Annotated in this window: 23 protein-coding genes; 5 read left to right on the plus strand and 18 right to left on the minus strand. The window is 72.3% G+C overall.

The features are described 5' to 3' along the window. Positions 1 to 9: 9 nt before the first annotated feature. From ACIQH8_RS08960 to ACIQH8_RS08970, 3 genes are all read right to left on the minus strand, one after another. Positions 10 to 1,416 (minus strand): threonine/serine exporter ThrE family protein, encoded by a 1,407-nt coding sequence (locus ACIQH8_RS08960; RefSeq protein ID WP_400997321.1) that lies wholly within the window; start codon positions 1,414 to 1,416, stop codon positions 10 to 12. 107 nt (positions 1,417 to 1,523) lie between these two features. Beyond that, positions 1,524 to 2,936, minus strand: coding sequence for a threonine/serine exporter ThrE family protein (locus ACIQH8_RS08965; protein ID WP_400997323.1), 1,413 nt, complete (start codon positions 2,934 to 2,936; stop codon positions 1,524 to 1,526). A 246-nt stretch (positions 2,937 to 3,182) separates the two neighbouring features. Continuing rightward, positions 3,183 to 3,305, minus strand: a complete 123-nt coding sequence (locus ACIQH8_RS08970) for a hypothetical protein (protein WP_268865787.1) — start codon at positions 3,303 to 3,305, stop codon at positions 3,183 to 3,185. Positions 3,306 to 3,442: 137 nt separating this feature from the next. Between ACIQH8_RS08970 and ACIQH8_RS08975 the strand changes: the two genes are divergently transcribed. Together ACIQH8_RS08975 and ACIQH8_RS08980 are read left to right on the plus strand one after the other, a co-directional pair. Beyond that, complete coding sequence (locus tag ACIQH8_RS08975; RefSeq protein WP_400997325.1) at positions 3,443 to 4,408, plus strand: LysR family transcriptional regulator; 966 nt, start codon at positions 3,443 to 3,445, stop codon at positions 4,406 to 4,408. A gap of 65 nt (positions 4,409 to 4,473) precedes the next feature. After that, complete coding sequence (locus ACIQH8_RS08980; protein WP_400997328.1) at positions 4,474 to 5,262, plus strand: enoyl-CoA hydratase/isomerase family protein; 789 nt, start codon at positions 4,474 to 4,476, stop codon at positions 5,260 to 5,262. A 122-nt stretch (positions 5,263 to 5,384) separates the two neighbouring features. On the opposite strand, the gene ACIQH8_RS08985 is transcribed toward ACIQH8_RS08980, so the two are convergent. From ACIQH8_RS08985 to ACIQH8_RS09025, 9 genes are all read right to left on the minus strand, one after another. After that, positions 5,385 to 6,920: a CoA-acylating methylmalonate-semialdehyde dehydrogenase gene (locus ACIQH8_RS08985; RefSeq protein WP_400997330.1), complete on the minus strand. Its 1,536-nt coding sequence runs from the start codon at positions 6,918 to 6,920 to the stop codon at positions 5,385 to 5,387. 88 nt (positions 6,921 to 7,008) lie between these two features. Beyond that, the gene (locus tag ACIQH8_RS08990; protein ID WP_400997332.1) at positions 7,009 to 8,328 is read right to left on the minus strand and encodes an aspartate aminotransferase family protein; all 1,320 of its coding nucleotides are present in this window, start codon (positions 8,326 to 8,328) and stop codon (positions 7,009 to 7,011) included. A 110-nt stretch (positions 8,329 to 8,438) separates the two neighbouring features. Continuing rightward, complete coding sequence (locus ACIQH8_RS08995) at positions 8,439 to 9,584, minus strand: ABC transporter substrate-binding protein (RefSeq protein WP_400997334.1); 1,146 nt, start codon at positions 9,582 to 9,584, stop codon at positions 8,439 to 8,441. Positions 9,585 to 9,706: 122 nt separating this feature from the next. Then, complete coding sequence (locus tag ACIQH8_RS09000; protein WP_400997336.1) at positions 9,707 to 10,585, minus strand: ABC transporter permease; 879 nt, start codon at positions 10,583 to 10,585, stop codon at positions 9,707 to 9,709. Further along, positions 10,582 to 11,487 carry an ABC transporter ATP-binding protein gene (locus tag ACIQH8_RS09005; RefSeq protein WP_400997339.1) on the minus strand — a complete coding sequence of 302 codons (906 nt, stop codon included), beginning with the start codon at positions 11,485 to 11,487 and terminating at the stop codon, positions 10,582 to 10,584. The genes ACIQH8_RS09000 and ACIQH8_RS09005 overlap by 4 nt, the downstream gene beginning before the upstream one ends. Then, positions 11,484 to 12,359, minus strand: a complete 876-nt coding sequence (locus ACIQH8_RS09010; protein ID WP_400997342.1) for an ABC transporter permease — start codon at positions 12,357 to 12,359, stop codon at positions 11,484 to 11,486. The genes ACIQH8_RS09005 and ACIQH8_RS09010 overlap by 4 nt, the downstream gene beginning before the upstream one ends. Positions 12,360 to 12,484: 125 nt before the next feature. After that, positions 12,485 to 13,501, minus strand: coding sequence for a TIGR03842 family LLM class F420-dependent oxidoreductase (locus ACIQH8_RS09015; RefSeq protein ID WP_400997344.1), 1,017 nt, complete (start codon positions 13,499 to 13,501; stop codon positions 12,485 to 12,487). 49 nt (positions 13,502 to 13,550) lie between these two features. Further along, positions 13,551 to 14,987, minus strand: a complete 1,437-nt coding sequence (hydA, locus tag ACIQH8_RS09020; protein ID WP_400997346.1) for a dihydropyrimidinase — start codon at positions 14,985 to 14,987, stop codon at positions 13,551 to 13,553. Positions 14,988 to 15,088: 101 nt separating this feature from the next. Next, complete coding sequence (locus ACIQH8_RS09025; RefSeq protein ID WP_400997348.1) at positions 15,089 to 15,937, minus strand: nitrilase-related carbon-nitrogen hydrolase; 849 nt, start codon at positions 15,935 to 15,937, stop codon at positions 15,089 to 15,091. A 281-nt stretch (positions 15,938 to 16,218) separates the two neighbouring features. Between ACIQH8_RS09025 and ACIQH8_RS09030 the strand changes: the two genes are divergently transcribed. Next, positions 16,219 to 17,616 carry a PLP-dependent aminotransferase family protein gene (locus ACIQH8_RS09030; RefSeq protein ID WP_400997350.1) on the plus strand — a complete coding sequence of 466 codons (1,398 nt, stop codon included), beginning with the start codon at positions 16,219 to 16,221 and terminating at the stop codon, positions 17,614 to 17,616. A 105-nt stretch (positions 17,617 to 17,721) separates the two neighbouring features. Here ACIQH8_RS09030 and ACIQH8_RS09035 read toward each other — a convergent pair whose 3' ends face one another. The 3 genes from ACIQH8_RS09035 to ACIQH8_RS09045 form a co-directional block, all read right to left on the minus strand. Continuing rightward, entirely contained in the window at positions 17,722 to 19,782 is a 2,061-nt protein-coding gene (locus ACIQH8_RS09035; protein ID WP_400997353.1) for an elongation factor G, read from the minus strand. Positions 19,783 to 19,886: 104 nt separating this feature from the next. Next, positions 19,887 to 20,768: an LLM class flavin-dependent oxidoreductase gene (locus ACIQH8_RS09040; RefSeq protein ID WP_400997355.1), complete on the minus strand. Its 882-nt coding sequence runs from the start codon at positions 20,766 to 20,768 to the stop codon at positions 19,887 to 19,889. Positions 20,769 to 20,777: 9 nt separating this feature from the next. After that, positions 20,778 to 21,425, minus strand: a complete 648-nt coding sequence (locus ACIQH8_RS09045) for a phosphoribosyltransferase (RefSeq protein ID WP_400997358.1) — start codon at positions 21,423 to 21,425, stop codon at positions 20,778 to 20,780. Between the two features lie 83 nt (positions 21,426 to 21,508). Here ACIQH8_RS09045 and ACIQH8_RS09050 point away from each other — a divergent pair, with 83 nt between their 5' ends. Together ACIQH8_RS09050 and cofD are read left to right on the plus strand one after the other, a co-directional pair. Continuing rightward, positions 21,509 to 22,498: a zinc-dependent alcohol dehydrogenase family protein gene (locus tag ACIQH8_RS09050; RefSeq protein ID WP_400997360.1), complete on the plus strand. Its 990-nt coding sequence runs from the start codon at positions 21,509 to 21,511 to the stop codon at positions 22,496 to 22,498. 51 nt (positions 22,499 to 22,549) lie between these two features. Next, on the plus strand, positions 22,550 to 23,617 hold the full coding sequence (cofD, locus tag ACIQH8_RS09055; RefSeq protein WP_400997362.1) for a 2-phospho-L-lactate transferase: 1,068 nt from the start codon (positions 22,550 to 22,552) through the stop codon (positions 23,615 to 23,617). Between the two features lies 1 nt (position 23,618). On the opposite strand, the gene ACIQH8_RS09060 is transcribed toward cofD, so the two are convergent. The 3 genes from ACIQH8_RS09060 to ACIQH8_RS09070 form a co-directional block, all read right to left on the minus strand. Continuing rightward, positions 23,619 to 24,092, minus strand: a complete 474-nt coding sequence (locus ACIQH8_RS09060; RefSeq protein ID WP_400997364.1) for a hypothetical protein — start codon at positions 24,090 to 24,092, stop codon at positions 23,619 to 23,621. 133 nt (positions 24,093 to 24,225) lie between these two features. Beyond that, complete coding sequence (locus tag ACIQH8_RS09065; RefSeq protein ID WP_400997367.1) at positions 24,226 to 24,573, minus strand: hypothetical protein; 348 nt, start codon at positions 24,571 to 24,573, stop codon at positions 24,226 to 24,228. Beyond that, complete coding sequence (locus tag ACIQH8_RS09070; RefSeq protein WP_400997370.1) at positions 24,573 to 25,418, minus strand: hypothetical protein; 846 nt, start codon at positions 25,416 to 25,418, stop codon at positions 24,573 to 24,575. Before ACIQH8_RS09070 ends, ACIQH8_RS09065 begins: the two co-directional genes overlap by 1 nt. Positions 25,419 to 25,449 lie beyond the last annotated feature (31 nt).

The raw sequence follows: 25,449 nt of genomic DNA on the forward strand, positions 1-25,449 counted from the left end.
CCGAATACTCTAAGTCTCCACCGCCTGAGAGGAACGTGCGGATGTTCCGGGTTCGCCCCCTGCACCCTCGACGGATGCCGCGCCGCGACGCCGCCGGCCGCCCCAGAACGAGCGCGGCGTGCCCGGCACCAGGCGAGCCCAGAGGGGTGCGTCCTCCTCCTGCAGGGCGGCGGGCATGTCGACGTGGAACTGCGCGAGCTCCTCGGCCCCGTGATGGACGACCCGGTAGAACGCCGTTCCGATGAGGACGCCGAGCGCGATGGACATGACCGCGGTGAGGGCCGTCGCGAAGTCCTCGAGCCCGGCTGCGGTGCCGACCGCCTCGGTGAGGCCGGCGAGCCCCGCCGCGCCCGGCACCAGGATCCAGAAGGCCGGGAGGAACGTCAGCTGCGAGGGGGCGCCCCGCCGCAGGCTCGCGATCCACAGCACCACCGGGGTCATCGCGACCGCGCCGATGAACCCGCTCACGGTGGCCCCGACGAGTGCCGCGCCGGCGACCTGCCCGCCGTAGGCGACGGCGATAGCGAGGAGCACCCAGCCGAACGTCGACGGTGGAGCGGAGAAGTGCACGTAGTTGCCGATCGCGAAGAGCAGCACCCCGAGCGGCGCGACCCACCAGGCCGGCGGCGATGACGGGTCGAGCGGCTCGTAGGTCGCGTCGGAGACTCCGACCACGGTGCCCGCGGCGAGGATCCCGAAGGAGAGCAGGGCAAGTTGGACCATGCCGAACACCAGTCGGGTGGCGCCCGCGATCATCTGCCCCGCAGCGAGTTCCATGGTGCCGGTGGTGAGCGCCCCGCCCGGGAGGAAGGTGGCCAGCGGCGCGATGAGCAGCCGGACGGGATCGCCGATCTCGACGTGCGGCGCGAGGAGGAACACGACGAGGGCGCACGCGAACGCCGCGAACACGGGGAACACGAGTTGCAGGGTCGGCGACCTGACGAGCTTGGCGAGCCCGATGAGCGCTCCGAGCCCGAAGGCGACGATGGCGCCCTCGAGGGTGGGTGCGAGCAGGAGGGCGAGCCCCGTCGTCAGGATCGCGTGCCCGAGCGTGCGGACGAGCCATCCGTGCCTCGGGTGCATGGCGCCGATCTCGTTCAGGCGACGGATGCCGTCGGCCGGCGCGATCGAGCCCCGACGGGCCTCCTCGACGAGTCGGTACAGGGCCGCGATCTGGTCGAAGCGGAAGTTGGCACGCACCGAGCGGATCGCGACCCGGCTCTCCTCCGCGCCCCCGACCTGCACGAGGATCACGGTCGGCAGCACGATGAAGTCGGTGTCGTCGCGCCCGTAGGCGCGGGCGACGGCGTCCATCGTCTCGCCGATGCGGTCGACCGCCTCGCCCGCGGCGTTCATGCCCTCGGCGAGGCCCAGCAGGAACCGGCGCAGGACGGCGCGATCGTCGATGTCCGGCATCCGTCCCCCTCGCATCGCGCGCGACCCTGGGCTCACGGTACGACGCGGCGTCGGCCGTCGGCGGCCGCGACGCGCGATCGGGTGCGATGCGCGCGCCGATCCCGCCGTCAGTCGTCCGGCTCGCCGGTGTCCTCCGCGCCGCGCCGGCGCGCCGCCTCGCGCCGGCGACGGGTCGTCGGCGACACGTCCGCGAGGCGCGAGATCACGGAGCCCTCCGGCGCGCCGAGCACCGCGGGCAGGTCGACGTGGAAGTCGGCGAGCTCGGTGGCACTCCGCCGGAGGAACCGGTAGAGGGCGGATCCGATGAACACGCCGAGCGCGATCGACATCACCGCGACGAAGGCCGCCGAGACGTCGTCGACGCCCGCGGACTCCTCGACGGCACCCTCGGTCACGCCGACGAGGCTGGCGGCGCCGGGCACGAGCACCCAGAAGGCGGGCATGAACGTGAGCTGCGACGGCACGGCGCCTCGGCCGAGGTCCTCGATCCAGAGCACGAGCGGCGTGACCGCGATCGCCCCGACGAACCCGCTGATCGACGGTCCCAGCAGGAGGGCGCCGAGCTGCTGGGCGGCGTACGCCACGACGAGCGCCAGGAGCACCCACCCGTAGGTCCTGCCGGGCGACGCGAAGTGGAGGTACACGCCGAACCCGTAGAGCACGAGCCCGACCCCCGCGACCCACCACGGCAGCGTCTGCTGCACCTCGCGCGGGACGTACTCGTCCGCGCCGATCCCGGCGACGGTGCCCGCCGCCAGGATCCCGAGGGCGAGCAGCGACAGCTGGACGATTCCGGCGCCGAGCCGCGACGTGCCGGCGACCATCTGCCCGGCGGCCAGCTCTCGGACCCCCGTCGTGAGCATCGCTCCCGGGAGGAAGGTCGCGAGCGGGGCGATGAGCACACGGAGCGGGTCGCCGATCGCGACGACCGGCGCGAGCAGGAAGACGATCAGTCCGCAGACGAATGCCGCGGCGACCGGCAGGATCTGCCCGAGGGTCCGGGATCGGGTGAGCTTCGCGACGCCGACGATCGCGCCGAGCCCGAAGCCGACGAGGGCCGCCTGCCAGCTCGGGGCGAGGAGGAGCGCGAGGCCGGCGACGAGGAGGGCATGGCCGAGCGTCCGCATGAACCAGTGCCGCGACGGCGGCATCGCCCCGATCTCGTTCAGGCGGCGGATGCCGTCCTCGGCCGCGATCTCGGCCTCCCGTGCCGAGCGCACGAGCGCGGCCATCGCCGCGATCTGGTCGAAGCGGAACGTCGCCCGCACCGACGTGAGCGAGATCCGACCCGTCTCGCCCCGCCCGGTCTGCACGAACGCCATGGTCGGCAGCACGATGACGTCGACGTCCTCCTCGCCGTAGGCGTGCGCGATGGCGATCACCTCGGCGCGGGTGCGGTCGGTGGTCTCGTCCGAGGCGGTCAGGCCCTCCGCGAGGCCGAGCAGGAACGTCCTGAGCAGGGCCGGGTCGGCGGGCCGGGTCGGTTCGCCGGCTTCCGGCGGTGTCGGGGTGGTCGCCATCCGCTCGCTCCTCGGGTTCGCCACCGGGGCGCAGCGGGCCGCTGCCCGGGTGCCGGCGGTGCGGTCACGGTATCGCCGGGGCCGAGGCGATGTCGAGGGGTCGGCGAACGAGGCGCGGATGGCGTACGGCTCGGCGCCGCCGGCGCACTCCCTCGGTCGCGGGGCATGCGAAGGGCCGCCCTGCGGGGTGTCCCTCCCCCGCACGGCGGCCCTGCTCGGAGCAGCGACGGCTCCGCGACGCGCGACCTAGACGGTGCGCGCGAAGGTCTCGCGCGGCTGGCGACGGTATCCGTCGCGCGCGGTGACGACGAAGGAGCTGACGATGCCGGCGATCGAAGCGGCGGCGAGCATGGCGAAGACGGTGAACACGGCGGTTCCTTTCGAGAGTTCGTTGGAATGTCGGGCGACTCGGTGCGCCCTTGCACGTGTCCGACATGAACTATTGTGCACCTTCGAACCGTTCAGCACAATCTCACAGAACTACACTGATGATGTAGCATCACTACATGGACGTACGCCGCCTCGACCTGCTTCGCGAACTCGCCGAACGCGGCAGCGTGACCGCCGTCGCCGAGGCGACCGGCCGCACGCCCTCCGCGGTCTCCCAGCAGCTCAAGGTGCTCGAGCGCGAGGCCGGCATGCCCCTCACCGAGCGCAGCGGTCGGGGAGTCGTGCTGACGAGCGCCGGACACGCGCTCGCCCGGAGCGCGACCGAGGTTGCGGTCGCGCTCGAGCGCGCCTCCGCGCTCTGGGACCAGTTCCGCAATCACCCGAGCGGCGAGGTCACCCTGCTCACCTTCCCCACGGTCGGCGCGACGCTCCTGCCCCAGGTGCTCGCCGACCTCAGGTCGGTCGCGGGTCTCGTCGTGCGGGCGACCGATCTCGACCCCGAGCTCGCCGAGTTCCCCGACCTGACCAACGAGTACGACATCGTGCTCGCCCACACGATGCCCGGCGAGCTGCCGTGGGGCGGCCGCGGCCTCCGCGCGCTCCCGCTCCTCACCGAGCCGCTCGACATCGGCCTGCCGGCCGACCATCGGCTCGCCGGCCGCGCGCACGTCACGCCGGCCGATCTCGTCGAGGAGACCTGGCTCGGCGTCCCGCCGGGCTTCCCGTTCGAGCGGATCCTGCACGCGATCGAGCAGGCCGGGGGACGACGCGTCGAGGTGAGCCAGCGCTTCAGCGACATGCGCATCGTCGAGGCGTTCATCGCGGCCGGTCTCGGCATCGCCTTCGTGCCGCGGTACACCTCCGGCGCCGTACCCGAGGGGATCGTGCTGAAGCCGCTCCGCGGCGTCGCGTCGGTCCGCCAGATCTTCGCCCTGGTGCGACCGGATGTCTCGGAGCGGCTCGCCGTGCGGACGGTGCTCGAAGTCCTCGTCGACCGGGCCGCACGGCTCGAGCAGTCGTACCACCATCCGTCGCGCGGCGCCGGCGCCCCGGCGGAGGCATCCGCCTCGTCGACCGACTGACCGGGTCCGGAGGCGGCGCCCGGATCGCGCGCCGGTCGCGTCCGGCGCCGGGGTAGCATCCGAGCATGCCCGACGACGTGATCCTGTTCGACGTGCGCGACGGCCTCGCACACCTGACGCTGAACCGACCGGCTCGACTGAACGCGGTCGATCCCGAGGCCATCGCCCGGTGGCAGCACCTGGCGCACGAGATCGCCGAGCGCGACGACATCGGCGCCGTGCTTTTCGATGCGGCCGGGCGGGCGTTCTGCGCCGGCGGCGACGTGGTCGCCATGTCGGGGCTCGCCGCGACGAGCGAGCCGTCCGCCGCGGGCGGTCCCGCCGCGCTCATCCGCGAGCTCGCCGACCGGATCCACGAGGGTCACCGGGTCCTCCGCGAGAGCACGAAGCCGATCGTCGCCGCCGTGCAGGGCCCGGTCGCCGGCGGCGGCCTCGGGTTCATGCTCGTGGCCGACGTGATCGTGGCGTCGGAGCGCGCGACGTTCGCGAGTCGCTACAGCGACGTCGGCCTCACGCCGGACTGCGGCGTCAGCACGCTGCTCCCGGAGGCCGTCGGCACGCGTCGCGCGCTCGAGCTGACGCTGACCTCGCGCACGCTGTCGGCCGCAGAGGCCCTCGACTGGGGCCTCGTCGCCGAGGTCGTCGCCCCTGATGCACTGGACGCGCGGGCCCGCGAGATCGCGAACGGATGGCTCACCGGCGCGACGCACGCGTTCGGCGAGGCGAAGCGGCTCGTGCACGCGGGCCGGGGCCGGTCGTTCCAGGCGTCGCTCGACGACGAGGCATCCACGATCGGCGCCGCCTTCGCGACGCCCGATGCGCAGGCCCGTATCGCCCGCTTCGGCCGCCGCTGAGCGGCGCGCGCGTACCCGCGCAATCGAGTGCGGTTTCTGCGGTGGAGTACCCGGGCCAACGGGTCTCCACCGCAGAAACGGGACTCGAATAGAACGCCGCTCCCGGAGGGCGGCCCCCGCGCTCAGTCGTGCTGCGGGAAGCCCAGGTTCAGCCCGCCGTGACTCGGATCGAGCCATCGGCTGGTGATCGCCTTCTCCTGCGTGAAGAAGTCGAAGCCGCGCGGGCCGTAGGCCTTCGCGTCGCCGAAGAGCGACTCCTTCCAGCCGCCGAACGAGTGGTACGCGACGGGCACGGGGATCGGCACGTTGATGCCGATCATCCCGACCGTCACCTCGCGCTGGAAGCGCCGCGCGGCGCCGCCGTCGTTCGTGAAGATCGCCGTGCCGTTGCCGTACCGCGAGGAGTTGATCAGCTCGACGCCGTCCTCGTAACCGTCGACGCGCACGACCGAGAGCACCGGGCCGAAGATCTCGTCACGGTACACGGCCGACGACGTCGGCACGTGGTCGATGAGCGTCGGCCCCATCCAGAAGCCGTCGGGTTCGCCGTTCACGTCGGGGTCGCGACCGTCGACGACGACGGATGCCCCGTCCTCACCGGCCACGTCGAGGTACCCGGCGACCTTGTCGCGGTGCTCGCGCGTGATGAGCGGTCCCATGTCGCACCCGCGGGTGCCGTCGCCGGTGACGAGCCGCGACATCCGCTCGCTGATCTTCGCGACCAGCTCGTCGGCGATCGAGTCGACCGCGACGACGGCGGAGATCGCCATGCAGCGCTCGCCGGCCGAGCCGAAGCCGGCGTTCACGGCGGCGTCGGCCGCGAGGTCGAGGTCGGCGTCGGGCAGCACCAGCATGTGGTTCTTCGCGCCGCCGAGCGCCTGCACGCGCTTGCCGTTCGCCGTCGCCGTCGCGTAGATGTACCGCGCGATCGGCGTCGAGCCGACGAAGGAGATCGAGCGGACGGTCGGGTGCTCGAGCAGCGCGTCGACCGCGACCTTGTCGCCGTGCACGACGTTGAAGACGCCGTCGGGCAGCCCCGCCTCCTGGAAGAGGCGCGCGAGCCACACCGAGGCCGACGGGTCCTTCTCCGACGGCTTCAAGACGACCGTGTTGCCCGTCGCGATCGCGAGCGGGAAGAACCACAGCGGCACCATCGCCGGGAAGTTGAACGGGCTGATGATGCCCACGACGCCGAGCGGCTGGCGCAGCGAGTAGACGTCGATGCCGGTCGAGACGTTCTCGGAGTACTCGCCCTTCGTGTACCCGGGCATCGCGCACGCGAGCTCGACGACCTCGAGGCCGCGGGCGATCTCGCCGAGCGCGTCGGCGGTCACCTTGCCGTGCTCGCTCGTGAGGATCGCGGCGAGCTCGTCGGTCCGCGACGCGAGCAGTTCGCGGAAGCGGAACATGATCTGCTGCCGCTTCGCGATCGAGGCGTCGCGCCATGCTGGGAACGCGCGGGCGGCGGCCTCGACCGCGACATCCACGTCCTCGGTCGAGGCGAAGCGCACGCGGCGCTGCTCGACGCCGTGCGCAGGGTTGTAGACGGGCCCGCTGCGCTCGGAGACGCCCGACGCGGGCGCGCCGTCGATCCAGTGCTCCACCATCTCGGCGGTCGCGGTGCCCTCGGCGCTGGGGGCGGTCTGGGTGTCGGTCATGGTCTCGTTCCTTCCGAATCGAGGTGTCCGGGTGGTTCGTAGGGTGGTGGATGCCGCGTCGCCCCGGACGGACGCCGCGGCATCCGTCTCACACGGCGACGGTGCCGAGCACCTCGTCGTAGATCGCGGTGGCCTGCTCGACCTCCTCGGCCGTGACGACGCACGGGGGCACGACGTGGATGCGGTTCTCCGCCGTGAACGGGAGCAGGCCGCGCTCGATGAGCGCGCCCTTGATGCGGCCGACCTCGGCCGCGGGCAGCGGCTCGCGCGTCTCGGCGTCGGCGACGAGGTCGAGCGCCCAGAACACGCCCTCGCCGCGCACCTCGCCGATCACGGCGTGCTTCTCGGCCAGCTCGGTGAGCGCGGGCGCGATCGCCTCGGCGCCGACACGGCGCGCGTGGTCGACGATGCCCTCGGACTCCATGGCGTCGAGCGCGCCGACGATCGAGGCCATCGCGAGCGGGTGACCCGAGTAGGTGAGCCCACCGGGGAAGACCTGCTCGTCGAAGTCGGCGGCGATCTCGTCGGAGATGACGACGCCGCCCACGGGCACGTAGCCCGAGTTCACGCCCTTCGCGAAGCTGATGAGGTCGGGCTTCACGTCGTAGCCGTCGAACGCGAACCAGCGACCGGTGCGGCCGAAGCCGCACATGACCTCGTCGAGGATCAGCAGGATGCCGTGCCGATCGCAGAGCTCGCGGACGCCGGCGAGGTAGCCGGGCGGCGGCACGAGGACGCCGGCGGTGCCGGGCACGGTCTCGAGCAGCACCGCGGCGATGGACGCCGGGCCCTCGGCCTCGATCACGCGGCGCAGGTGCCGCAGGGCCCGCTCCGACTCCTCCTCGGGCGTCGTCGCCCAGAACTCGGAGCGGTAGAGGAAGGGCCCGAAGAAGTGGACGTGTCCGCGCGCGAACTCGTTCGGGATGCGACGCCAGTCCCCCGTCGACACGATCGCGGCGCCCGTGTTGCCGTGGTACGACCGGTACGTCGACAGCACCTTGTCTCGACCGGTGTGGAGCCGGGCCATCCGGATCGCGTTCTCGTTCGCGTCGGCGCCGCCGTTGGTGAAGAACACCTTGTTCATGCCGTCGGGCGCGCGGTCGGTGATGCGCTTCGCGGCCTCGCCGCGAGCGAGGTTGACGGTCGGCGGGCCGATCGTGGCCAGGAGCTCGGCCTGCTCGCGGATCGCGGAGACGACCGCGGGGTGCTGGTGGCCGATGTTGACGTTGACGAGCTGGCTGGAGAAGTCGAGGTACTCGCGCCCGGAGTGGTCCCAGACCTTCGTGCCGCGTCCGCTCGCGACGACGAGCTGCGGCGGGCTGCCCTGCGCCGACCAGGAGTGGAAGACGTGTTCGGCGTCGAGCTCGCGCGCGAGCGCGTCGAGGTCGGCGGTGAGGTTCTCGGTCATCAGCGTCGTCGCCTTTCTTGATTCCGGTGGTCGAGTAGGACCGTCAGGCCCGTACCGAGACGCGGGTCTCGATACGGCGCTGCGCGCCTACTCGACCACCGGGGGTGTCACTAGTTGCCGCCCTCGGTGAGGGTGACCTCGATGGGCTCGTACGACTCGCCCAGCACGTCGACGCCGTCGGCCTCGAGGTTCGCGATGGCCTCGTCGACGTACTCGTTGGTGTACGAACCCTCCGGCGGGTCGGTCGTGATGACCTGCGCGCCGTCCTGGTTCTTGGTCATGAGGGCCATCTCGACGGTGGCGTCCCACTGGTCCTCGTTGATGTGGCCGATCCCGTTCGTCGACGGCCAGATCAGCTTGTTGATCTCGTTCGCCATCCAGAGCTGGTGGCTCGTGCCGAGCGTCGACCCGGCGGCGGTGACCGCGTCGGCCGCCGCCTGCGGGTCGTCGCGCTGGTCGATCCAGCCGAGGATGGCGCCCTGGATGAGCTTGACCGCGGTCTCGGCGTACTCGGGGTCGTCCGCGAGGCGGTCGGAGTTCGCCCAGATCGCGTCCTGGAGCATGGCCGTGCCGACCTCGTTCCAGTCGATGACCGAGAAGTCCTCCGGCTGGTAGAGCTCGCCCGTCTCGGGGTTCACGGCCTCGAGCAGCTGCGCGTACTCGTTGTAGGTCATCGCCTGGGCGGCGTCGATCTCCTTGTTGAGCAGCGCGTTCATGTCGAAGTTCTGCTGCACGATCGTGTAGCCCGACGCGTCGACCTCGGTGAGGCCGGCGAAGAGCTCCCACTCGTTGCCGAAGCCCCAGCTGCCGATCTGCTTGTCCGAGAGGTCCTCCGGCCCCTCGATGCCGCTGTCGGCCCACGCGACCTGCAGCGTGCCGCTGCGTTCGAAGATCTGCGCGATGTTCGTGATGTTCGCTCCGGCCTCGATCGACGCGAGCGCCTTCGGCACCCACGCGATCGCGAAGTCGACGTCGCCGGCGGCCAGCACGTCCTGCGGGACGATGTCGACCGCGCCCGGGATGATCTCGACGTCGAGGCCGAGCTCCTCCCAGTACCCGTTCGCCTCGGCCAGGTAGTAGCCGCCGAACTGGGCCTGCGTGAGCCACTGCAGCTGCAGGGTCACCGGCGTGAGCTCTCCGTCGGCGGTGTCGCCGCCGTCGTCGCCGGAGTCGCTGCCCCCTGCGGAGCAGCCGGCGAGCACGAGCGCGGTCGCGGCTGCTGCCGCCGCGCCCGCGAGGATCCGGTTGCGCTTCATGTGCATTCCTCTCGTGGTGGTGGTGCTCGTGGTGCGGGATCCGACCGGCGGTGCCGGTGGCTGGGGCCGGACGGCGTCGGCCGGCGGGTCTGGACGGGTCCCGGGTTCGGGCCGGGGGCGGGTCATTGGTGGCGGGAGGCGATCCTCTCGATCAGGCTGGTGAGGACGAAGAAGGCGAGCCCGAGCAGGATCGCGCCGATCACGAACGCCCACGCGCGCGCGTACGCGCTCGACGCGGCGGCGGTCGTGATGGCCGAGCCGAGCCCCTGGCGCGGGCCGCCGAAGTACTCGGCGACGAGCGCCGAGATCACGGCGAGCGACGAGGCGATGCGCAGGCCCGTGAAGAAGTGGGGCAGCGCCGACGGGATCGTGACGAGCCGCGTCAGCTGCGACGGCGTCGCGGCGTACGAGCGCATCAGGTCGCGGTGCACGGGCCGCACCTGCCGGAGGCCGCGGAGCGTGTTGAGGAAGATCGGTACGAACGCGGCGATCGAGGCGATGAGGATCCGCGCGACCTCGGACGTCGAGCCGAACATCGTGTAGAACACGGGCGCGAGGGCGACGATGGGCACGACGGCGACCGCGGCGACCACGGGCGCCAGCATGCCGTCGACGGGTCGGGCCACGGATGCCGCGACCGCGAGCAGCACGCCGATGACCGCGCCGATCACGAGGCCGATGAGCGCGTTCAGCCCGGTCGCGAGGGTTGCGGCGAGCACCTGCGGGGCGTACTGCACGAGCTGGTCGAAGATCGCGGAGGGACTCGCGAGCACGAACGGCGGGATGCCGGCGGCGACCACGACGATCTCGGCGAGCAGCAGGAGCACGACGAACAGCGCGAGCGGCGGCAGGACGAGCTTGGCGAAGCGGGCGAGCGGGCCGTCGCCGGCCGCGCGACGGCGGCGCGGGGCAGCGGATGCCGCGAGCCCGGGCATCGCGATCGAGGGGTCCGCCGCGGGCGTCGGCGGGGTTTCGACGCGCTCGGGCGCTGCGCTCGTCATCGCACGTCCACCCCCCTCGCCGCGCCTGCGGCGGGCGCGGCCTCCGACCCGTGGAGCGCCTCGCGCACCGCGGTCACGCCGGCGAAGAACGCGGCGTCCTCGCGGAGGTCCTCGCCGCGGTCGGCGGCGTCGCCGAGGCGCACGTCGATCTCGTCGGTGATCCGGCCGGGCCGCGGCGACATCACGACGACCCGGTCGGAGAGGTAGACGGCCTCGGGGATGGAGTGCGTCACGAACACGACCGCGGCGCCGGTCTCGGCGCGGATGCGGAGGAGTTCCGTCTGCATGCGCTCACGCGTCATCTCGTCGAGCGCGCCGAACGGCTCGTCCATGAGCAGCAGTCGCGGTTGCTCGGCCAGGGACCGGGCGATCGCGACACGCTGCTGCATGCCGCCCGAGAGCTGGTCGGGGTAGTGCTTCGCGAAGTCGGCGAGGCCGACGAGGTCGAGCAGCTCGGCGACGCGTGCGCGGCGCGTCGCGGCATCCGCCCCGTGCAGTTGCAGCGGCAGCTCGATGTTCGCGGCGACCGTGCGCCAGGGCAGGAGTCCGGCCTGCTGGAAGGCGATGCCGTACGACTGGTCGATGCGGGCCTGCTTCGCGGTCTTGCCGAAGACCCGGATCTCGCCCGCGGTGGGCTCGTCGAGGTCGGCGATGAGGCGGAGCAGCGTCGACTTGCCGCAGCCCGACGGGCCGATGAGCGAGACGAACTCGCCGGCGTGCACCGTGAGCTGGATGCCCGTGAGTGCGGTGACCTCCGCGCCCTTCGCCCCGGCGAAGACGCGCTCGACGCCGCGGGCGACGACGGCCTCGGTGGTCGTGTCGGCGACGGCGGTCGCCGCGCGGGTCGACTCGGCCGCGGGCGTCGGCTCGGGGGCGGACAGGCTCGGGGAGGGGCTGCTCATGCGACGGTCTCCTGTCGGCGGAACGGGCTGAGGAAGGCGGCGAGGAGGGCCACGAAGCCGGCGGCGACGAGGCCGAGCAGCACTGCGCCGAGGATCGGCGCCCAGGGCTTCGAGGGATCGCTCGAGGCGGCGACCGCGGTCTCGAGGATGAGTCGGCCGATGCCGCCCGTGAAGCCCACCGAGATCTCGGCCACCACGGTGCCGACGACGGCGTTCGCGGCGGCGAGGCGCAGTGCGGGGATGAGGAAGGGCACGCTCGCGGGCAGCCGCAGGCGGAACAGCGTCGTCCACCATCCGGCCGCGTAGCTCCGCATGAGGTCGAGGTGCGCGGCATCCGGCGATTGCACGCCCCGCAGGGCGCCGACGGCGACCGGGAAGAACGCGAGGTAGCTCGCGATGATCACGACCGACATCCAGCTCTCCCACGAGAACGTGCCGAACTCCAGGCGCGAGCCCCAGTTGCGGATGAGCGGGGCGAGCGCGATGAGCGGCACCGTCTGGCTGAGGATCACGAACGGGAGCACGGCGCGCTCGGCGATCCGGAAGCCGAGCATGAGGAGCGCGAGCGCGAACCCGACGACGACGCCCACGAGCCATCCGAGTGCCGCGACCCCCAGGCTCGTGAGCGCGGCGAGCAGCACGACGACGCCGAGCGGCAGGGCGCCCTGTGCGCGGGTCACGGGTTCGATGACCCGCGCGACCATGTCCCAGGTGTGCGGCATCGCCTGGTCGCTCGTGCGCGGGAGCAGGCGGATGCCGCTGCCGGTGACGCCCTCCTGCGCGCCGACCAGCCAGCCGTCGGCGGGGCCGACGAGCTTGTACAGCTCCCAGAGTGCGGCGAGCGCGAGGACGCCGACCACGCCCCAGACCACGGCGCGCCACCGATTCCCCGTCGGTCGAGTGGCCCGGCGCGAAGCGTCGCGCGTACCGAGACCCCCACGTGGGGATCTCGATACGCGTCCGCCTGCGGCGGACGCTACTCGATCAGCGGAACCCGTCATCGCTTCGCCGTGAGGTGCTCGGTGAGCGCCGGGATCACCGTCTCGCCGTAGACCCGCAGCGTCTCCTCCTTGTTGTCGTGCTGGAGGTAGCCCGCGAACTGGTCGACGCCGAGCTCGGCGAGCGCCTTCAGCTTCTCGATGTGCTCGTCGGCCGAGCCGAGCACGCAGAACCGCTCGACGATCTCGTCGGGCACGAACTCCGTGTGGGTGTTCCCCGCGCGCCCGTGCTCGTTGTAGTCGTAGCCCTCACGACCGCGGATGTAGTCGGTGAGCGCGTCGGGCACCGTGCCGTGCTCGCCGTACTTCGCGACGATGTCGGCGACGTGGTTGCCCACCATCCCGCCGAACCAGCGGCACTGGTCGCGCATGTGCGCCCGGTCGTCGCCGATGTACATGGGCGCGGCGACGCAGAACTTCACCGAGGCCGGGTCGCGGCCGACCTTCTCGGCGGCGTTCCGGACGGTCGTGATCATCCACTCGGCGATGTCGAGGTCGGCGAGCTGCAGGATGAACCCGTCGCCCACCTCGCCCGCGACGCGGAGCGCCATGGGGCCGTAGGCGGCGACCCAGACCTCGAGCTCCGATCCCCGGCTCCAGGGGAACCGGATCTCGGAGCCGTGGTACTCGACCGAGCGCGAGTTGCCGAGCTCGCGGATCACGTGGATCGACTCGCGGAGCTCGGTCATGGTCGTCGGCTTGCCGTTCGTGACGCGCACCGCCGAGTCGCCGCGGCCGATGCCGCACACCGTGCGGTTGCCGAACATCTCGTTGAGCGTCGCGAAGACGGAGGCCGTGACCGTCCAGTCGCGCGTCGCGGGATTCGTCACGAACGGGCCGACCTTGATGCGCTGGGTCTGCGCGAGGATCTGGCTGTAGATGACGTAGGGCTCCTGCCACAGGATGTGCGAGTCGAACGTCCACACGTGGCTGAAGCCGTGCACCTCGGCGAGCTTCGCGAGCTGGATGGTCCGCGACGCCGGGGGGTTGGTCTGGAGGACCGCTCCGAATTCCATGCTCTTCCTTTCGGTGGTCGAGTAGCGCGAAGCGCGTATCGAGACCAGGTCAGATCAGGTACTGGCTCAGGCCGCGCTTGAGGTAGCGACCGTCGCCCTTGGCGCCGACGTAGGCGTCGCCCTCGACGACGACTTTGCCGCGACTCATGACCGTGTCGACCTTGCCGTCGATCTCGTAGCCCTCCCACGCCGAGTAGTCCATGTTCATGTGGTGCACCTTGTCGAGGCCGATCGAGGTGTGCCCGTTCGGGTCGTAGACGACGAGGTCGGCGTCGGCGCCGGGCTGGATGACGCCCTTGGTGCCGTACAGCCCGAACATGCGCGCCGGCGTGGTCGACGTGAGCTCGACCCACCGCTCGAGCGTGATCTCGCCGGTCACGACGCCCTGGTACATGAGGTCCATGCGGTGCTCGATCGAGCCGATGCCGTTCGGGATCTTCCGGAAGTCGCCGAGGCCGAGCTCCTTCTGGTCCTTCATGCAGAACGGGCAGTGGTCGGTCGAGACCATCTGCAGGTCGTTCGTGCGGAGCGCCTGCCACATCGAGTCCTGGTGGCCCTCGGCGCGACTGCGGAGCGGCGTCGAGCACACCCACTTCGCGCCCTCGAACGCGCCCCACTCGTCGCTCTTCGCGCCGAGCTGGTCCTCGAGCGACAGGTACAGGTACTGCGGACAGGTCTCGCCGTAGACGTTCTGGCCCTTGTCGCGCGCCCACGCGAGCTGCTCGACCGCCTGCTTCGCCGACACGTGCACGACGTAGAGCGCCGCGCCCGTGAGCTTCGCGAGCATGATCGCGCGGTGCGTCGCCTCCTCCTCCATCTCCCAGGCCCGGGCGATGCCGTGGTAGTACGGGTCGGTCTTCCCCTGGTCGACGAGCTGCTGCGCGAGCACGTCGATCGCCGGCCCGTTCTCGGCGTGCATCATCGTGAGCATGCCGGTGTCGCGCGAGACCTGCATGGCCTTCAGGATCTGCGCGTCGTCGGAGTAGAAGACGCCCGGGTAGGCCATGAACATCTTGAAGCTCGTGATGCCCTCGTCGGGCAGCTTCTTCATGGCCTCGAGGGAGGCCTCGTTGACGTCGCCGACGATCTGGTGGAAGCCGTAGTCGATCGCGCAGTTGCCGCCGGCCTTCTCGTGCCAGGCGGCCAATCCGTCTTCGATGCGCTGCCCGTAGGTCTGCACGGCGAAGTCGATGATCGAGGTCGTGCCGCCGTGCGCGGCCGCGATCGTTCCCGACTCGAAGGTGTCGGACGCCTCGGTGCCGCCGAACGGCAACTGCATGTGGGTGTGGGCGTCGATGCCGCCGGGGATGACGTACTTGCCGGTGGCGTCGACGACGCGGTCGACGGATGCCGCGACATCCGTGCCCAGCAGTTCGCTGCCGGGCTGCAGGACGGCGACGATCTTCTCGCCGTCGACGAGCACGTCGGCCGCGGCGCGGCCGGTGGCGCTGACGACGGTGCCGCCGGAGATGAGGGTGGTGGCCATGTGGGAACTCCTTCCTTCGCTGATCGAGTAGGACCGAAGGCCCGTATCGAGATCTCCCTCGGTCTCGATACGCGCTTCGCGCTACTCGACCACCGGTCGGGTTACGGCTTGGGGATGGACGTGTACGAGTCGGGCCGGCGGTCGCGGTAGAACTGCCACGCGTTGCGGACATTGCGGATCATGTCCATGTCGAGGTCGCGGACGACGACCTCTTCGTCGGTCTCCGAGCCGTAGTCGCCGACGATGTTGCCCTGCGGGTCGACGAACTGGCTCTTGCCGTAGAAGTTCACGGCGAGGTCGCCGTATTCGTTGTCCTCGAGGCCCACGCGGTTCGCGGCGCCGATGAAGTAGCCGTTCGCCGCCGCCGCGGCGGGCTGCTCGATCTCCCAGAGCCGGTTGGAGAGGCCGGGCTTGGTCGCGTTGGGGTTGAACACGATCTGGGCGCCGTTCAGGCCGAGCTCGCGCCATCCCTCGGGGAAGTGCCGGTCGTAGCAGATGTACACGCCGATCGGGCCGACCGCGGTGTTGAACACCGGATACCCGAGGTTGCCGGGGCGGAAGTAGAACTTCTCCCAGAACTTGTCGAGGTTCGGGATGTGGTGCTTGCGGTACGAGCCGAGGATCGTGCCGTCGGCGTCGACGACGACCGCGGTGTTGTAGTAGACGCCGGGCTGCTCCTCCTCGTAGATCGGCAGGACCATGACCATCTCGAGTTCCTTCGCGAGCGCCGCGAAGCGCTGCACGATTGGGCCGTCGGCCGGTTCGGCGAAGTCGTAGTACTTGACGTCCTCCGTGATACCGAAGTACGGGCCGTAGAACAGCTCCTGGAAGCAGATCACCTGGGCGCCCTGCTCCTTGGCGTCGCGCGCGAACTGCTCGTGCTTGTCGAGCATCGACTCCTTGTCACCCGTCCACTTGGTCTGGGTGATGGCCGCTCGAACGATCGTCATGGTGCCTCCTGTGTCGGTCGGCGTCGTTGCCGGCGACAGGACAGGCGCGGTGCGCGAGCCGGTGCTGGTTCGCTAGTGCCTGCCGTGCGCGCGGGGACGCCGAGCAGTGGTGCCGAGAATCGACGCCGGCTGGGGGCCGGCGGGGCTTGCCAGATCGGGCCTCCGACCCGTTCTGTTATTCTTCGGCTTGAACATTTCCCTTGTGTTTCACTCTGTGACGTGGTGGTTAAACATCCTGTCCCTTGCTTCGTGAGGAGGCAATGGTGCGATCAGGTATTCGAGTGGATGTCTCCGAGCTGACCGCGTTGGCGCCGTTCGCCGACACGACTCCGCGGGGCATCGCGGCCGACCTGGCGCGACTGGTGAACAGCGGCGATCTCGAGGCGGGCGTGCGCCTGCCCACGGTGCGCGAGCTCGCGGCGACGCTCGGCGTGAGCCCCGCGACCATCAGCCAGGCCTGGCAGGCGCTGGCCCGTGCCGGGCTCATCGAGTCGCGCGGTCGCGCCGGCAGCTTCGTGCGACGGGATGCCGCGGCCGGCCCCGCCGTGCGGATGCGGGGGATGGCGGCGCCCGACGACCCGGTCCGGCTGGACCTCTCGCGAGGAACGCCCGATCCGCTGCTGCTGCCGCCGCTCGGGCCCGCGCTCTCGCGCGTGTCGGCGCGGGCCGATGTCGGCAGCTACCAGGCCGAGCCGGTGCTGCCTGCGCTCGCCGCGGTGCTGCGCGACTCGTGGCCGAGCGAGGCCGAGTCGATCGTCGTCGTCGACGGCGCACTCGATGCGATCTCGCGCACGCTGGAGCAGGTGGTGAAGTTCGGCGACCGCGTGATCGTCGAGCACCCCGGCTTCCCGCCGTTCCTCGACCTCCTCGACCTGCTCGGCGCCGAGGCCGTACCGGTCGCGATCGACGAACAGGGGATGTCGCCCGACGCGCTCGCCGCGGCGCTCCGGCGCCGACCCAGCGCCATCCTGCTGCAGCCTCGGGCCCAGAACCCGACGGGGGCGTCCATGACGCCGTCACGCGCTGCGGCGCTGGCTGGCGCCATCCGCTCGGCCGTCGACGAGCACGGGCTCGACCTCGTCGTCGTCGAGGACGACCACTCGGGCCTCATCTCGACCGAGGGCGACGTCACGCTCGGCACGCACCTGCCCGACCGCGTCGTGCACGTGCGGAGCTTCTCGAAGTCGCACGGCCCCGACCTGCGCATCGCCGCCGTCGGCGGACCGCGCGACCTCGTCGGCCGGATCATGGCGCGACGCATGCTCGGCCCGGGCTGGACGTCGCGCATGCTGCAGTCGATCCTGCTCGACCTGCTGACGGATGGCGCGGCCATCGACGCCGTCGCCGAGGCGCGCCGCGCGTACTACACGCGCCAGCGTGCGCTCGGGGACGCGCTGCGCGAGCGGGGCGTGCCGGTGATGCACGCGGACGGGATCAACCTCTGGATGCCGGTGGTGTCGGAGCGGTCGACGCTCGTGCAGCTCGCCGCGGCCGGGATCCGGGTGGCGGGCGGGACGCCGTTCCTCGCGGCGGCGAACGGGTCGTCGGTCGCCGGCGCATCCCGCGGCCCCCAGGGCGACTTCGTGCGGGTCACCGTGGGCGCGGTGCGCGAGGACCCGGCATCCGTCGCCGACGTGCTCGCGCGTGCGGCCCGGCACCTCGCCGCCGGCGGCTACTGACCGGGGCGCCGCGGCGCGTGCCCGCCATCGGAGTGCGATCTCTGCGGTGGAGCGCGGTTCGGAAGCGCGCTCCACCGCAGAAAGCGCACTCCAACGCGCCCGAACTCACGCCCGCGCCGCGCTCGGCGCCTTCGCGTAGTGATCGGGCGTGATCGTGAGCTCCGCCTGCCCGGCGGTGATCGAACGCAGGTCGAGCACGTACCGCGTGAGCTCCGACTCGGGCACGTGTGCGACGACCCGCGCCCGGCCGTCGGGCGCCGCCTCGGTGGCGCTGACGCGACCTCGACGCCCCGACAGGTCGGTGAGCACCGCGCCCTGAAGGTCGTTCGGCACCGTGACGGTCACGCTCGACACGGGCTCGAGCAGCACCGTGCCGGCCTCGGCGAGCGCCGCCTTCACGCCGATCGAGGCGGCCGTGCGGAACGCCATGTCCGACGAGTCGACCGAGTGCGTCTTGCCGTCGGTGAGCTCCACGCGCACGTCGACGACGGGGTGGCCCTGCGGCCCGCCCGAGGCGAGCGCATCCCGGGCGCCCTTCTCGACCGCCGTGATGTACTGGCGCGGCACCGCACCGCCGGTGACCGAGTCGACGAACTCGAAGTCGCTCCCGGGCGGGAGCGGCGAGACCGTGAGCTGCACGACCGCGAACTGGCCGTGCCCGCCCGACTGCTTCTTGAGCTTGCCCTCGACCGACGCCGAGCCCGCGATCGTCTCGCGGTAGGCGACCGGCGCGGGGCTCGTCGCGACCTTCACGCCGAAGATGCGCGCGAGGCGCTCGACCGCGACCGCGACGTGCGTGTCGCCGAGCCCGCGGAGCACCGTGTGCTCCCCCGCCCGGTCGACCACGAGCGTCGGGTCCTCGGCAGTGAGTCGCGCGAGGGCGACGGGCAGCTTCTCGTCATCCGACTGCGACGCCGGTTCGAGCGCGACCGCGTACACGGGTGGGCGCGGCGGGGTCGGCGCGGGTCGGGCGGTGCCGGTCGGTCGCGACCACAGCAGCGACCCGGACGGCGACCCGGTGAGCTTCGCAACCGCGCCGACATCGCCGGCGGCGAGCGTCCCCGCGGTCACGTGCTCGGCACCGCGCAACCGGAACAGCCCGTGGATCCGCTCGTCCGCGCCGGTCGTCGCGTTCCGCAGCTTGTCACCGGTCCGCAGCGTGCCCGACAGCACCTTGAGCATCGACACCTGGCCGACGAACGGGTCGGCGACCGTTCGGAAGACGTGCACGAGCGTGTCGCCGGCCTCGTTCGGCGCGACCTTCAGCTCCGAGCCCCCGGACCCCTCGCCGACGAGGATGCGCCCGTCGCGTTCGGTCGCGGCGGGCGTGAGTTCGCAGACGAGGTCCGCGACCCGGTCGACGCCCGTGGCGTTCACCCCCGAGCACACCAGCACCGGCACGGCCTCCCCCGCGGCGACCTCGCGTGCGAACGTCCGCTCGAGTTCCTCGGCCGACGGCTCGTCGCCGTCGAGGTACGCCTCGAGCTGCGCGTCGTCGTGCGACACGATGTCCTCCGTCACCTCGACGTGCATCGCGTGCTCCTCGGCCTCCGCCTCCGGCGGGAGCGGCTCATCGTGGTGCGTGCCGTCGCCGTCGTAGACGTGCGCCTCCTCGCTCAGCACGTCCGCGATCGCACGGAACGCCGCTTCCTCGCCGATCGGCAGTTCGAGCGCCCACAGGTGCTCGCCGAACTCGGCGCGCAGCTCGGCGAGGACTCGTCGGAAGTCGGCCCGCGCCTTGTCCTCCTGCGTGACCACCACGACGCGCGGCACGCCCGCGGCGGCGGCCGCATCCCATGCCGAGCGGGTCCCGGCGACGACGCCGTCCACCGCGCTCACCGTGATGAGCGCGACATCCGCCACCGACAGTGCCGCGTCGACGGCGCCGACGAAGTCCGGATGGCCCGGGGTGTCGGCCAGCGTCACCGTATACGGCGTTCCGTCGGGCCCGGTCCAGTCGAGATGGGCCAGCGAGAGCCCGAGGCTCGTGTGCCGGGCGATCTCCTCGGGCTCGTGGTCGCAGACGGTGTTGCCCTGCTCGACGGATCCCGCTCGCGGGATCGCGCCGGCGCGATGCAGGAGCGCCTCCGCGAGTGTGGTCTTGCCCGAACCCGAAGCGCCCACGAGGGCGATGGTCCGGTGGGTCTGGGGCGATGCCGAGTTCATGGGGCCTCCCGCGCCGGTGCGGTTCCGTGCGTCCATCGTCGCGCGCGAAGGCCGCGAGGGGAAGGGGTTCGGGGGTTCCGGTCTCGATACGCGGCCTTCGGCTGCTACTCGACCACCGGAGGTGCCGCGGCCCGCCGCTCGGCCACGAGTGCTCGCGTCGCCGGCGCGATCCGCGCCCCCAGCTCCTCGATCAGCGCCTCGTCGTCGCCGACGACGATGAACGTGTCGACACCGTGCCGGGTGGCCAGGTCGGCGAGGACCTCCGGGTCGGCGTCGCGCGGCCCGACGTTGAGCAGGCGACGGATGCCGCGTGGGTCGCGCCCGGCGGCCACGGCGGCGGCGTCGATGATCGCGTGCCCGGCGTCGAGCGAGTCCGTGCCGTGCTCGAGTCGACCGAACGAGGGGAGCCAGCCGTCGGCGGCGCTCCCGATCAACCGCAGGCCCCGGGGCTTCAGCACGCCGAGCCAGATCGGCATCGGCCGTTGCACGGGCGCCGGCCCGCGCTTCGCGCCGCGGATCGGATAGTGCTCGTGGTGCAGGAACACGCCTCCCGAGGCGTCCGTGTCCTGCAGCTCGCGGATGACGGTGATCGCCTCGCCGAGCGCACCCACCTGCTCGGCGGGCGTGCGACTCGGGGCGCCCATCGCAACCGCGGCGGGCGCGAACCCGCCGGCGCCGATGCCGAGCGCGATGCGGCCACCCGTGAGCAGGTCGAGGGAGGCCGCGGCGCGCGCGAGGACGGCCGGCGGACGCAGCAGCAGGTTGTGCACGTTCGCCGAGATGCGGATGCGGCTCGTGCGCGCACCGACCCAGCTCATGAGCGTCCACGTGTCGAGGAACCGCGGCTGGTACGGATGGTCCTGGAACGTGACGAGTTCGAGGCCCGCGCGTTCGCTCGCGAGCGCGAGCTCGACGGTGTGCTCGGGGTCGAGCGCCGACGGCGTGATGAACGTTCCGAACTCGATGGGGCGGCCGTAGTCGGGCATGCGGCCACGCTACGCGAGACCCGACCTCCTCGCCCGTGCCGCCTCGAGCAGGGCGAGCACCTCCTCGTCGGTCGTCTGGCGGAAGTCGGCATACGCCTGGCCGACCGCCATGAACCAGTCCGGCACCTCGGCCGCCACGACGGCGTCGGCCGACGGCACTCGGGACGCGGCATCCTTCGGCGCCACCGGCACCGCGAGCACCACGAGTCGGGCCCCGCGGGCCCGGGCCACCTCGCACGCGGCCTCGGCGGTCGCACCCGTCGCGAGGCCGTCGTCGACCACGAGCGCAGTGCGGCCGGTGAGCGGCTCGGGCGCGCGGCCGCCGCGCAGCTGCGCGACCCGCCGGTCGAGGGTCTGCTGCTCCTGCCGCTCGACGTCGGCGAACCGACGCTCCGAGACGTGCGCGCGCCGCACGATGGCGTCGTCGACGACGCGCACGCCCCCCTCGCCGATGGCGCCCATCGCGACCTCGGACTGCCCGGGGATGCCGAGCTTGCGCACGACGATCACGTCCAGCGGGGCGCCCAGGCCCTCGGCCACGACCGCCGCGATCGGCACGCCGCCGCGCGGGAGCCCGAGCACGACGACGTCCTCGTCGCGGTACGCCTCGAGCCGCTCGAGCAGGGCGCCCGCCGCATCGGCGCGGTCACGGAACATGTCTCCAGCATGCGCGCGCGAGCGTGACCCCGCGAGGCCGTTGGTCCCCGCGACACCGGTTCGTCGGGTGTCATGCTGGCCGCATGGAAGCCTGGACCACCCGCGGCGACGGCCGCCTGACCGCGACGACGCTGCCCGAGCCCGAGCCCGCCGCCGACGAGCTCGTCGTCGAGGTCGCCGCGTGCGGGGTGTGCCGCACCGACCTGCACGTCATCGACGGCGAGCTCGCGCCGCATCGGATCCCGGTCGTGCCGGGCCACCAGGTCGTCGGTCGAGTCGTCGCGACGGGTTCGGCGGTGCGCCGCACGAACGTCGGCGACCTCGTCGGCATCGCCTGGCTGCGCTCGACGTGCGGCGCGTGCCGCTGGTGCCGGTCGGGGCGCGAGAACCTCTGCCCCGACGCGCGGTTCACCGGCTGGGACGCCGACGGCGGGTACGCGCGCTTCGCGAGCGTGCCCGAGGCGTTCGCCTACGCGCTGCCGCCGGACGCCGACCCGGTCACCGTCGCCCCGCTGCTCTGCGCGGGCATCATCGGGTACCGCGCGCTCCGCCGCGCGAACCTGCCCCCCGGCGGCCGGCTCGGCCTGTACGGCTTCGGGTCGAGCGCGCACCTGACCGCGCGGCTCGCGATGGCGGCCGGCGCGAGCGTCGTCGCGATGACGCGCGGCGAGGCGAACCGGCACCTCGCCCGGGAGCTCGGCCTCGACTTCGTCGGCGACGAGCGCGATGCGCCGCCCGAACCGCTCGACGCGGCGATCGTGTTCGCTCCGGCGGGCGAGCTCGTACCGGTCGCGCTCGAGGCGATGACCCGCGGGGGCACGGTGGTGCTCGCGGGCATCCACATGACCGACGTCCCCGCGATGTCGTACGCCGACCACCTCTTCCTCGAACGCGACCTGCGGACCGTCACGGCGAACACGCGGGCCGACGGCGACGAGTTCCTCCGGCTCGCGCTCCGTCTCGGCATCGCGCCGACGGCAACGGCGTACGCCTTCGAACGAGCGGATGCCGCGGCCGACGACCTGCGCGCCGGTCGCGCGTCGGGCTCGCTCGTGCTCGTGCGCGACACCTGAGGCGCTCGGTGCGCGGCCGGGCGAGACACGCCGCGGCGCTAGCGTGGAACGGTGAAGATCACGGTGCTCGCAGGCGGGGTCGGTGGCGCGCGGTTCGCGCGTGGCGTGCGCGAGGAGGCAGCGCGGCGTTGGCCGGGCGCACCGGGCGCGGAACCCGCCGCCGACGGCACAGCACCGACGTCGGCCGAGATCACCGTCGTCGTGAACACCGGCGACGACCTCTGGCTCTCGGGCGTACGGCTCATGCCCGACTTCGACTCGCTGCTGTATGCCCTCGCGGGAGTGAACGACACCGAACGCGGCTGGGGTCGCGCGGGCGAGTCCGAGCGCGTCGCGGCCGAGCTCCGCGAGTGGGGCGTCGGCTGGCCGTGGTTCACGCTCGGCGACCTCGACCTCGGCACGCACCTCGCGCGCACGTCGTGGCTCCGCGACGGCCTCACGCCGTCGCAGGTCGCCGAGCGGCTCCAGCGGCGCTGGCGTCTCGGCGTGCACCTCGTCCCCGCGACCGACTCCGAGGTCGACACGCACGTGCGCGTCGACCCGGCGCACCCCGACGCCGCGGGCCGCGACGAGCTGCACTTCCAGGAGTGGTGGACCCGCTACCGCGCGTCGATCCCGGCGCTCGGCTTCGAGCAGCGGAACCTCGCCGACGCCCGGCCCGCACCCGGTGTCGATGCCGCGATCGCCGATGCCGACGTCGTGCTCCTCGCGCCCTCGAACCCCGTGGTCTCGATCGGCACGATCCTCGCGGTCCCCGGCATCCGCGCCGCGCTCGCCGCGACCACGGCGCCCGTCGTCGGCGTCTCCCCGATCATCGGCGGGCGCGTCGTCCGCGGCATGGCCGATGCGTGCCTCTCCGCGATCGGGGTGCGAACGGATGCCGCGGCCGTCGCCCGGCACTACGGCACCCGAGCGACGGGCGGCGTGCTCGACGCCTGGCTCGTCGACGAGACGGATGCCGCGACCGTGCCGGGTCTCGTCGGCGACGGGTTCGCCGCGGCATCCGCCCCGCTCTGGATGCACGACCTCGACACGTCGGCCGCGCTCGCGGGCGCGGCGCTCGATCTCGCGGCGGATGCCGCGGCCGGCCCCGCGTCCGCGCCTGCACGACGCACCTGACTCAGCGGCCTCCGCGCGGCACGGGGATCACCGGGCACTCGAAGTAGCGCGTGATCTCGCCGACGACGAGGTCGCCCGCGTCGGCCGCCGCCCATAGCTCGTCGGCGGAGTCGAGTACGCCGTCGTCATCGAGGTCGCCCGAGGCGAGCGCGGCACCGTAGCCGTTCGGCAGGAGCACCTCCGTGATCGCCCAGCGTCCGCCGCGGAACCCGGGGTCGCCGGGTGCCGACGGCGTGACGTTCGCCTGGGTGTCGGCCGGGAAGGCGTAGAGCGGCTGGAACGACGACGCGGGCGCACCCGTCCCAGAGAAGTCGGTCGGCGTGCCGACCGTGCGGTACAGCTCGCCGTCGGCCCAGAACGCCGGCCCGGTGACGTCGGCGGCGTTCGCAGCCGGCGCTGCGACGAGCACCCCGCCGACGGCGAGCGCGGCAGCGACGACCGTTCCGGCGACGGTGCGGATTCGGGTGGTGTGCATGAGGTTCCCCTTCCGTTCGGACCGCCGTACGACGGCCCTCCAGCAGTCAAGGCCGGAGCCGCGCGCGCGGCGACGGGGCAGCGCTGACGGTGCGCTTACCGTCCGCTTACGCGGGGATTACGGCGGGAGCACCTCAGGGGATGTAGTCGACGAGCCCCTGCGGGGCGACGGCGGCGCGGTACCGCTCGACGAGCTCGCGCCATCCGAAGCCTTCCGTGTACTCGTGCTCGTACACGGCCTCGGTGAAGTGCCACAGCAGGTACGGGTGCGCGCCGAGCGCGTACAGCGCGCCGAAGTCGCGTGCGGCGAACGCGGCGCGCTCGACCTCGGTGAGCACGCGGTCGTCGGTCGCACCGGCAGCCGAGCCGCCGCCCGCGAGCCACCGCTTGACGAACGCGGGCGGATCGGCGACGTACTCCGCGACCGTGGCGTCGCCGAGCTCGACCGCCCGGATGAACTTGTCGACCATGTACGCACTCATCAGCGGGTGCTCCAGAGGAAGAACGGACTCGTGGAGAAGCGCGACTCGGGCACGTCGACGAAGTCGGCGGCGCGGCCGCCCATCGCCGCGAGCGCCGCGACCGCGTTCAGGAACTGCGAGGTCATGCTGCCCGCCGCCGTCAGGCGGTCGACGTCACTGCAGACCCGGATCGCGCCGTCGAGATCGCCGTCGCGCATCCATCCGGCGGCCAGGGCGTCGAACTCGGGGTCCGGCGAACCCGCGAACGTGCGCGGGCCGCCCACGTCGTTCGCCATGTGCCCGGAGGTGAGGATCGCGACGCGCGCGTCCGACTCCCAGGCCTCGATCGAGCGGCGCAGGTGCTCCCCCAGCGCGACGAACCGGCGCACCGACGGCACTGGCGGCATCGACGCGTTCGCGTGGATCGGCACGACCGGGAGGTCGAGCTCGGGCCGCACGTACTGGAGCGGGATCACGAACGCGTGGTCGAGGCGCCACTCGAGGCTCACCGAGAAGTCGATCGCATCGGGTTGCACGCTGCGACCGACGATGACGTCGGCGAGCTCGCGGTGGCCGATCACCTCGGCGTACTCCATGCCGAACGTGCGCACCTCGTTCTCCCAGGTGCCGTGGTACGCGTCGGCCTTGCCGATCGCGAAGGCGGGCGAATTGTCGTAGAAGAACTGCCGGAGGTGGTCGGTGCCGATCACGACGAGCACGTCGACCTCGTGCGACGCGACCGCCTCCCTGATGCGGGCGAAGTTCGCCGCGATCGGTGTCAGGTCGTCGGGCACGGGGTCGGCCGCCAAGGTCCGCCAGAGCAGCGGGTTGTGCGGCGTGACCGCTGCGAGCACGAGCTCGGCCATCGGGTTCCCTTCCTACGTCGTCGGGGTCGGA

The sequence above is a fragment of the Agromyces sp. GXQ0307 genome (genome assembly GCF_044769845.1).
Classification (GTDB): Bacteria; Actinomycetota; Actinomycetes; order Actinomycetales; family Microbacteriaceae; genus Agromyces.

Coding starts and splice junctions, on each gene's coding strand:
- ACIQH8_RS08960 (WP_400997321.1), bottom strand. CDS start 1,416: ATGCCGGACATCGACGATCGCGCCGTCCTGCGCCGGTTCCTGCTGGGC.
- ACIQH8_RS08965 (WP_400997323.1), bottom strand. CDS start 2,936: ATGGCGACCACCCCGACACCGCCGGAAGCCGGCGAACCGACCCGGCCC.
- ACIQH8_RS08975 (WP_400997325.1), top strand. CDS start 3,443: ATGGACGTACGCCGCCTCGACCTGCTTCGCGAACTCGCCGAACGCGGC.
- ACIQH8_RS08980 (WP_400997328.1), top strand. CDS start 4,474: ATGCCCGACGACGTGATCCTGTTCGACGTGCGCGACGGCCTCGCACAC.
- ACIQH8_RS08985 (WP_400997330.1), bottom strand. CDS start 6,920: ATGACCGACACCCAGACCGCCCCCAGCGCCGAGGGCACCGCGACCGCC.
- ACIQH8_RS08990 (WP_400997332.1), bottom strand. CDS start 8,328: ATGACCGAGAACCTCACCGCCGACCTCGACGCGCTCGCGCGCGAGCTC.
- ACIQH8_RS08995 (WP_400997334.1), bottom strand. CDS start 9,584: ATGAAGCGCAACCGGATCCTCGCGGGCGCGGCGGCAGCAGCCGCGACC.
- ACIQH8_RS09000 (WP_400997336.1), bottom strand. CDS start 10,585: ATGACGAGCGCAGCGCCCGAGCGCGTCGAAACCCCGCCGACGCCCGCG.
- ACIQH8_RS09005 (WP_400997339.1), bottom strand. CDS start 11,487: ATGAGCAGCCCCTCCCCGAGCCTGTCCGCCCCCGAGCCGACGCCCGCG.
- ACIQH8_RS09015 (WP_400997344.1), bottom strand. CDS start 13,501: ATGGAATTCGGAGCGGTCCTCCAGACCAACCCCCCGGCGTCGCGGACC.
- hydA (WP_400997346.1), bottom strand. CDS start 14,987: ATGGCCACCACCCTCATCTCCGGCGGCACCGTCGTCAGCGCCACCGGC.
- ACIQH8_RS09025 (WP_400997348.1), bottom strand. CDS start 15,937: ATGACGATCGTTCGAGCGGCCATCACCCAGACCAAGTGGACGGGTGAC.
- ACIQH8_RS09035 (WP_400997353.1), bottom strand. CDS start 19,782: ATGAACTCGGCATCGCCCCAGACCCACCGGACCATCGCCCTCGTGGGC.
- ACIQH8_RS09040 (WP_400997355.1), bottom strand. CDS start 20,768: ATGCCCGACTACGGCCGCCCCATCGAGTTCGGAACGTTCATCACGCCG.
- ACIQH8_RS09045 (WP_400997358.1), bottom strand. CDS start 21,425: ATGTTCCGTGACCGCGCCGATGCGGCGGGCGCCCTGCTCGAGCGGCTC.
- ACIQH8_RS09050 (WP_400997360.1), top strand. CDS start 21,509: ATGGAAGCCTGGACCACCCGCGGCGACGGCCGCCTGACCGCGACGACG.
- ACIQH8_RS09060 (WP_400997364.1), bottom strand. CDS start 24,092: ATGCACACCACCCGAATCCGCACCGTCGCCGGAACGGTCGTCGCTGCC.
- ACIQH8_RS09065 (WP_400997367.1), bottom strand. CDS start 24,573: ATGAGTGCGTACATGGTCGACAAGTTCATCCGGGCGGTCGAGCTCGGC.
- ACIQH8_RS09070 (WP_400997370.1), bottom strand. CDS start 25,418: ATGGCCGAGCTCGTGCTCGCAGCGGTCACGCCGCACAACCCGCTGCTC.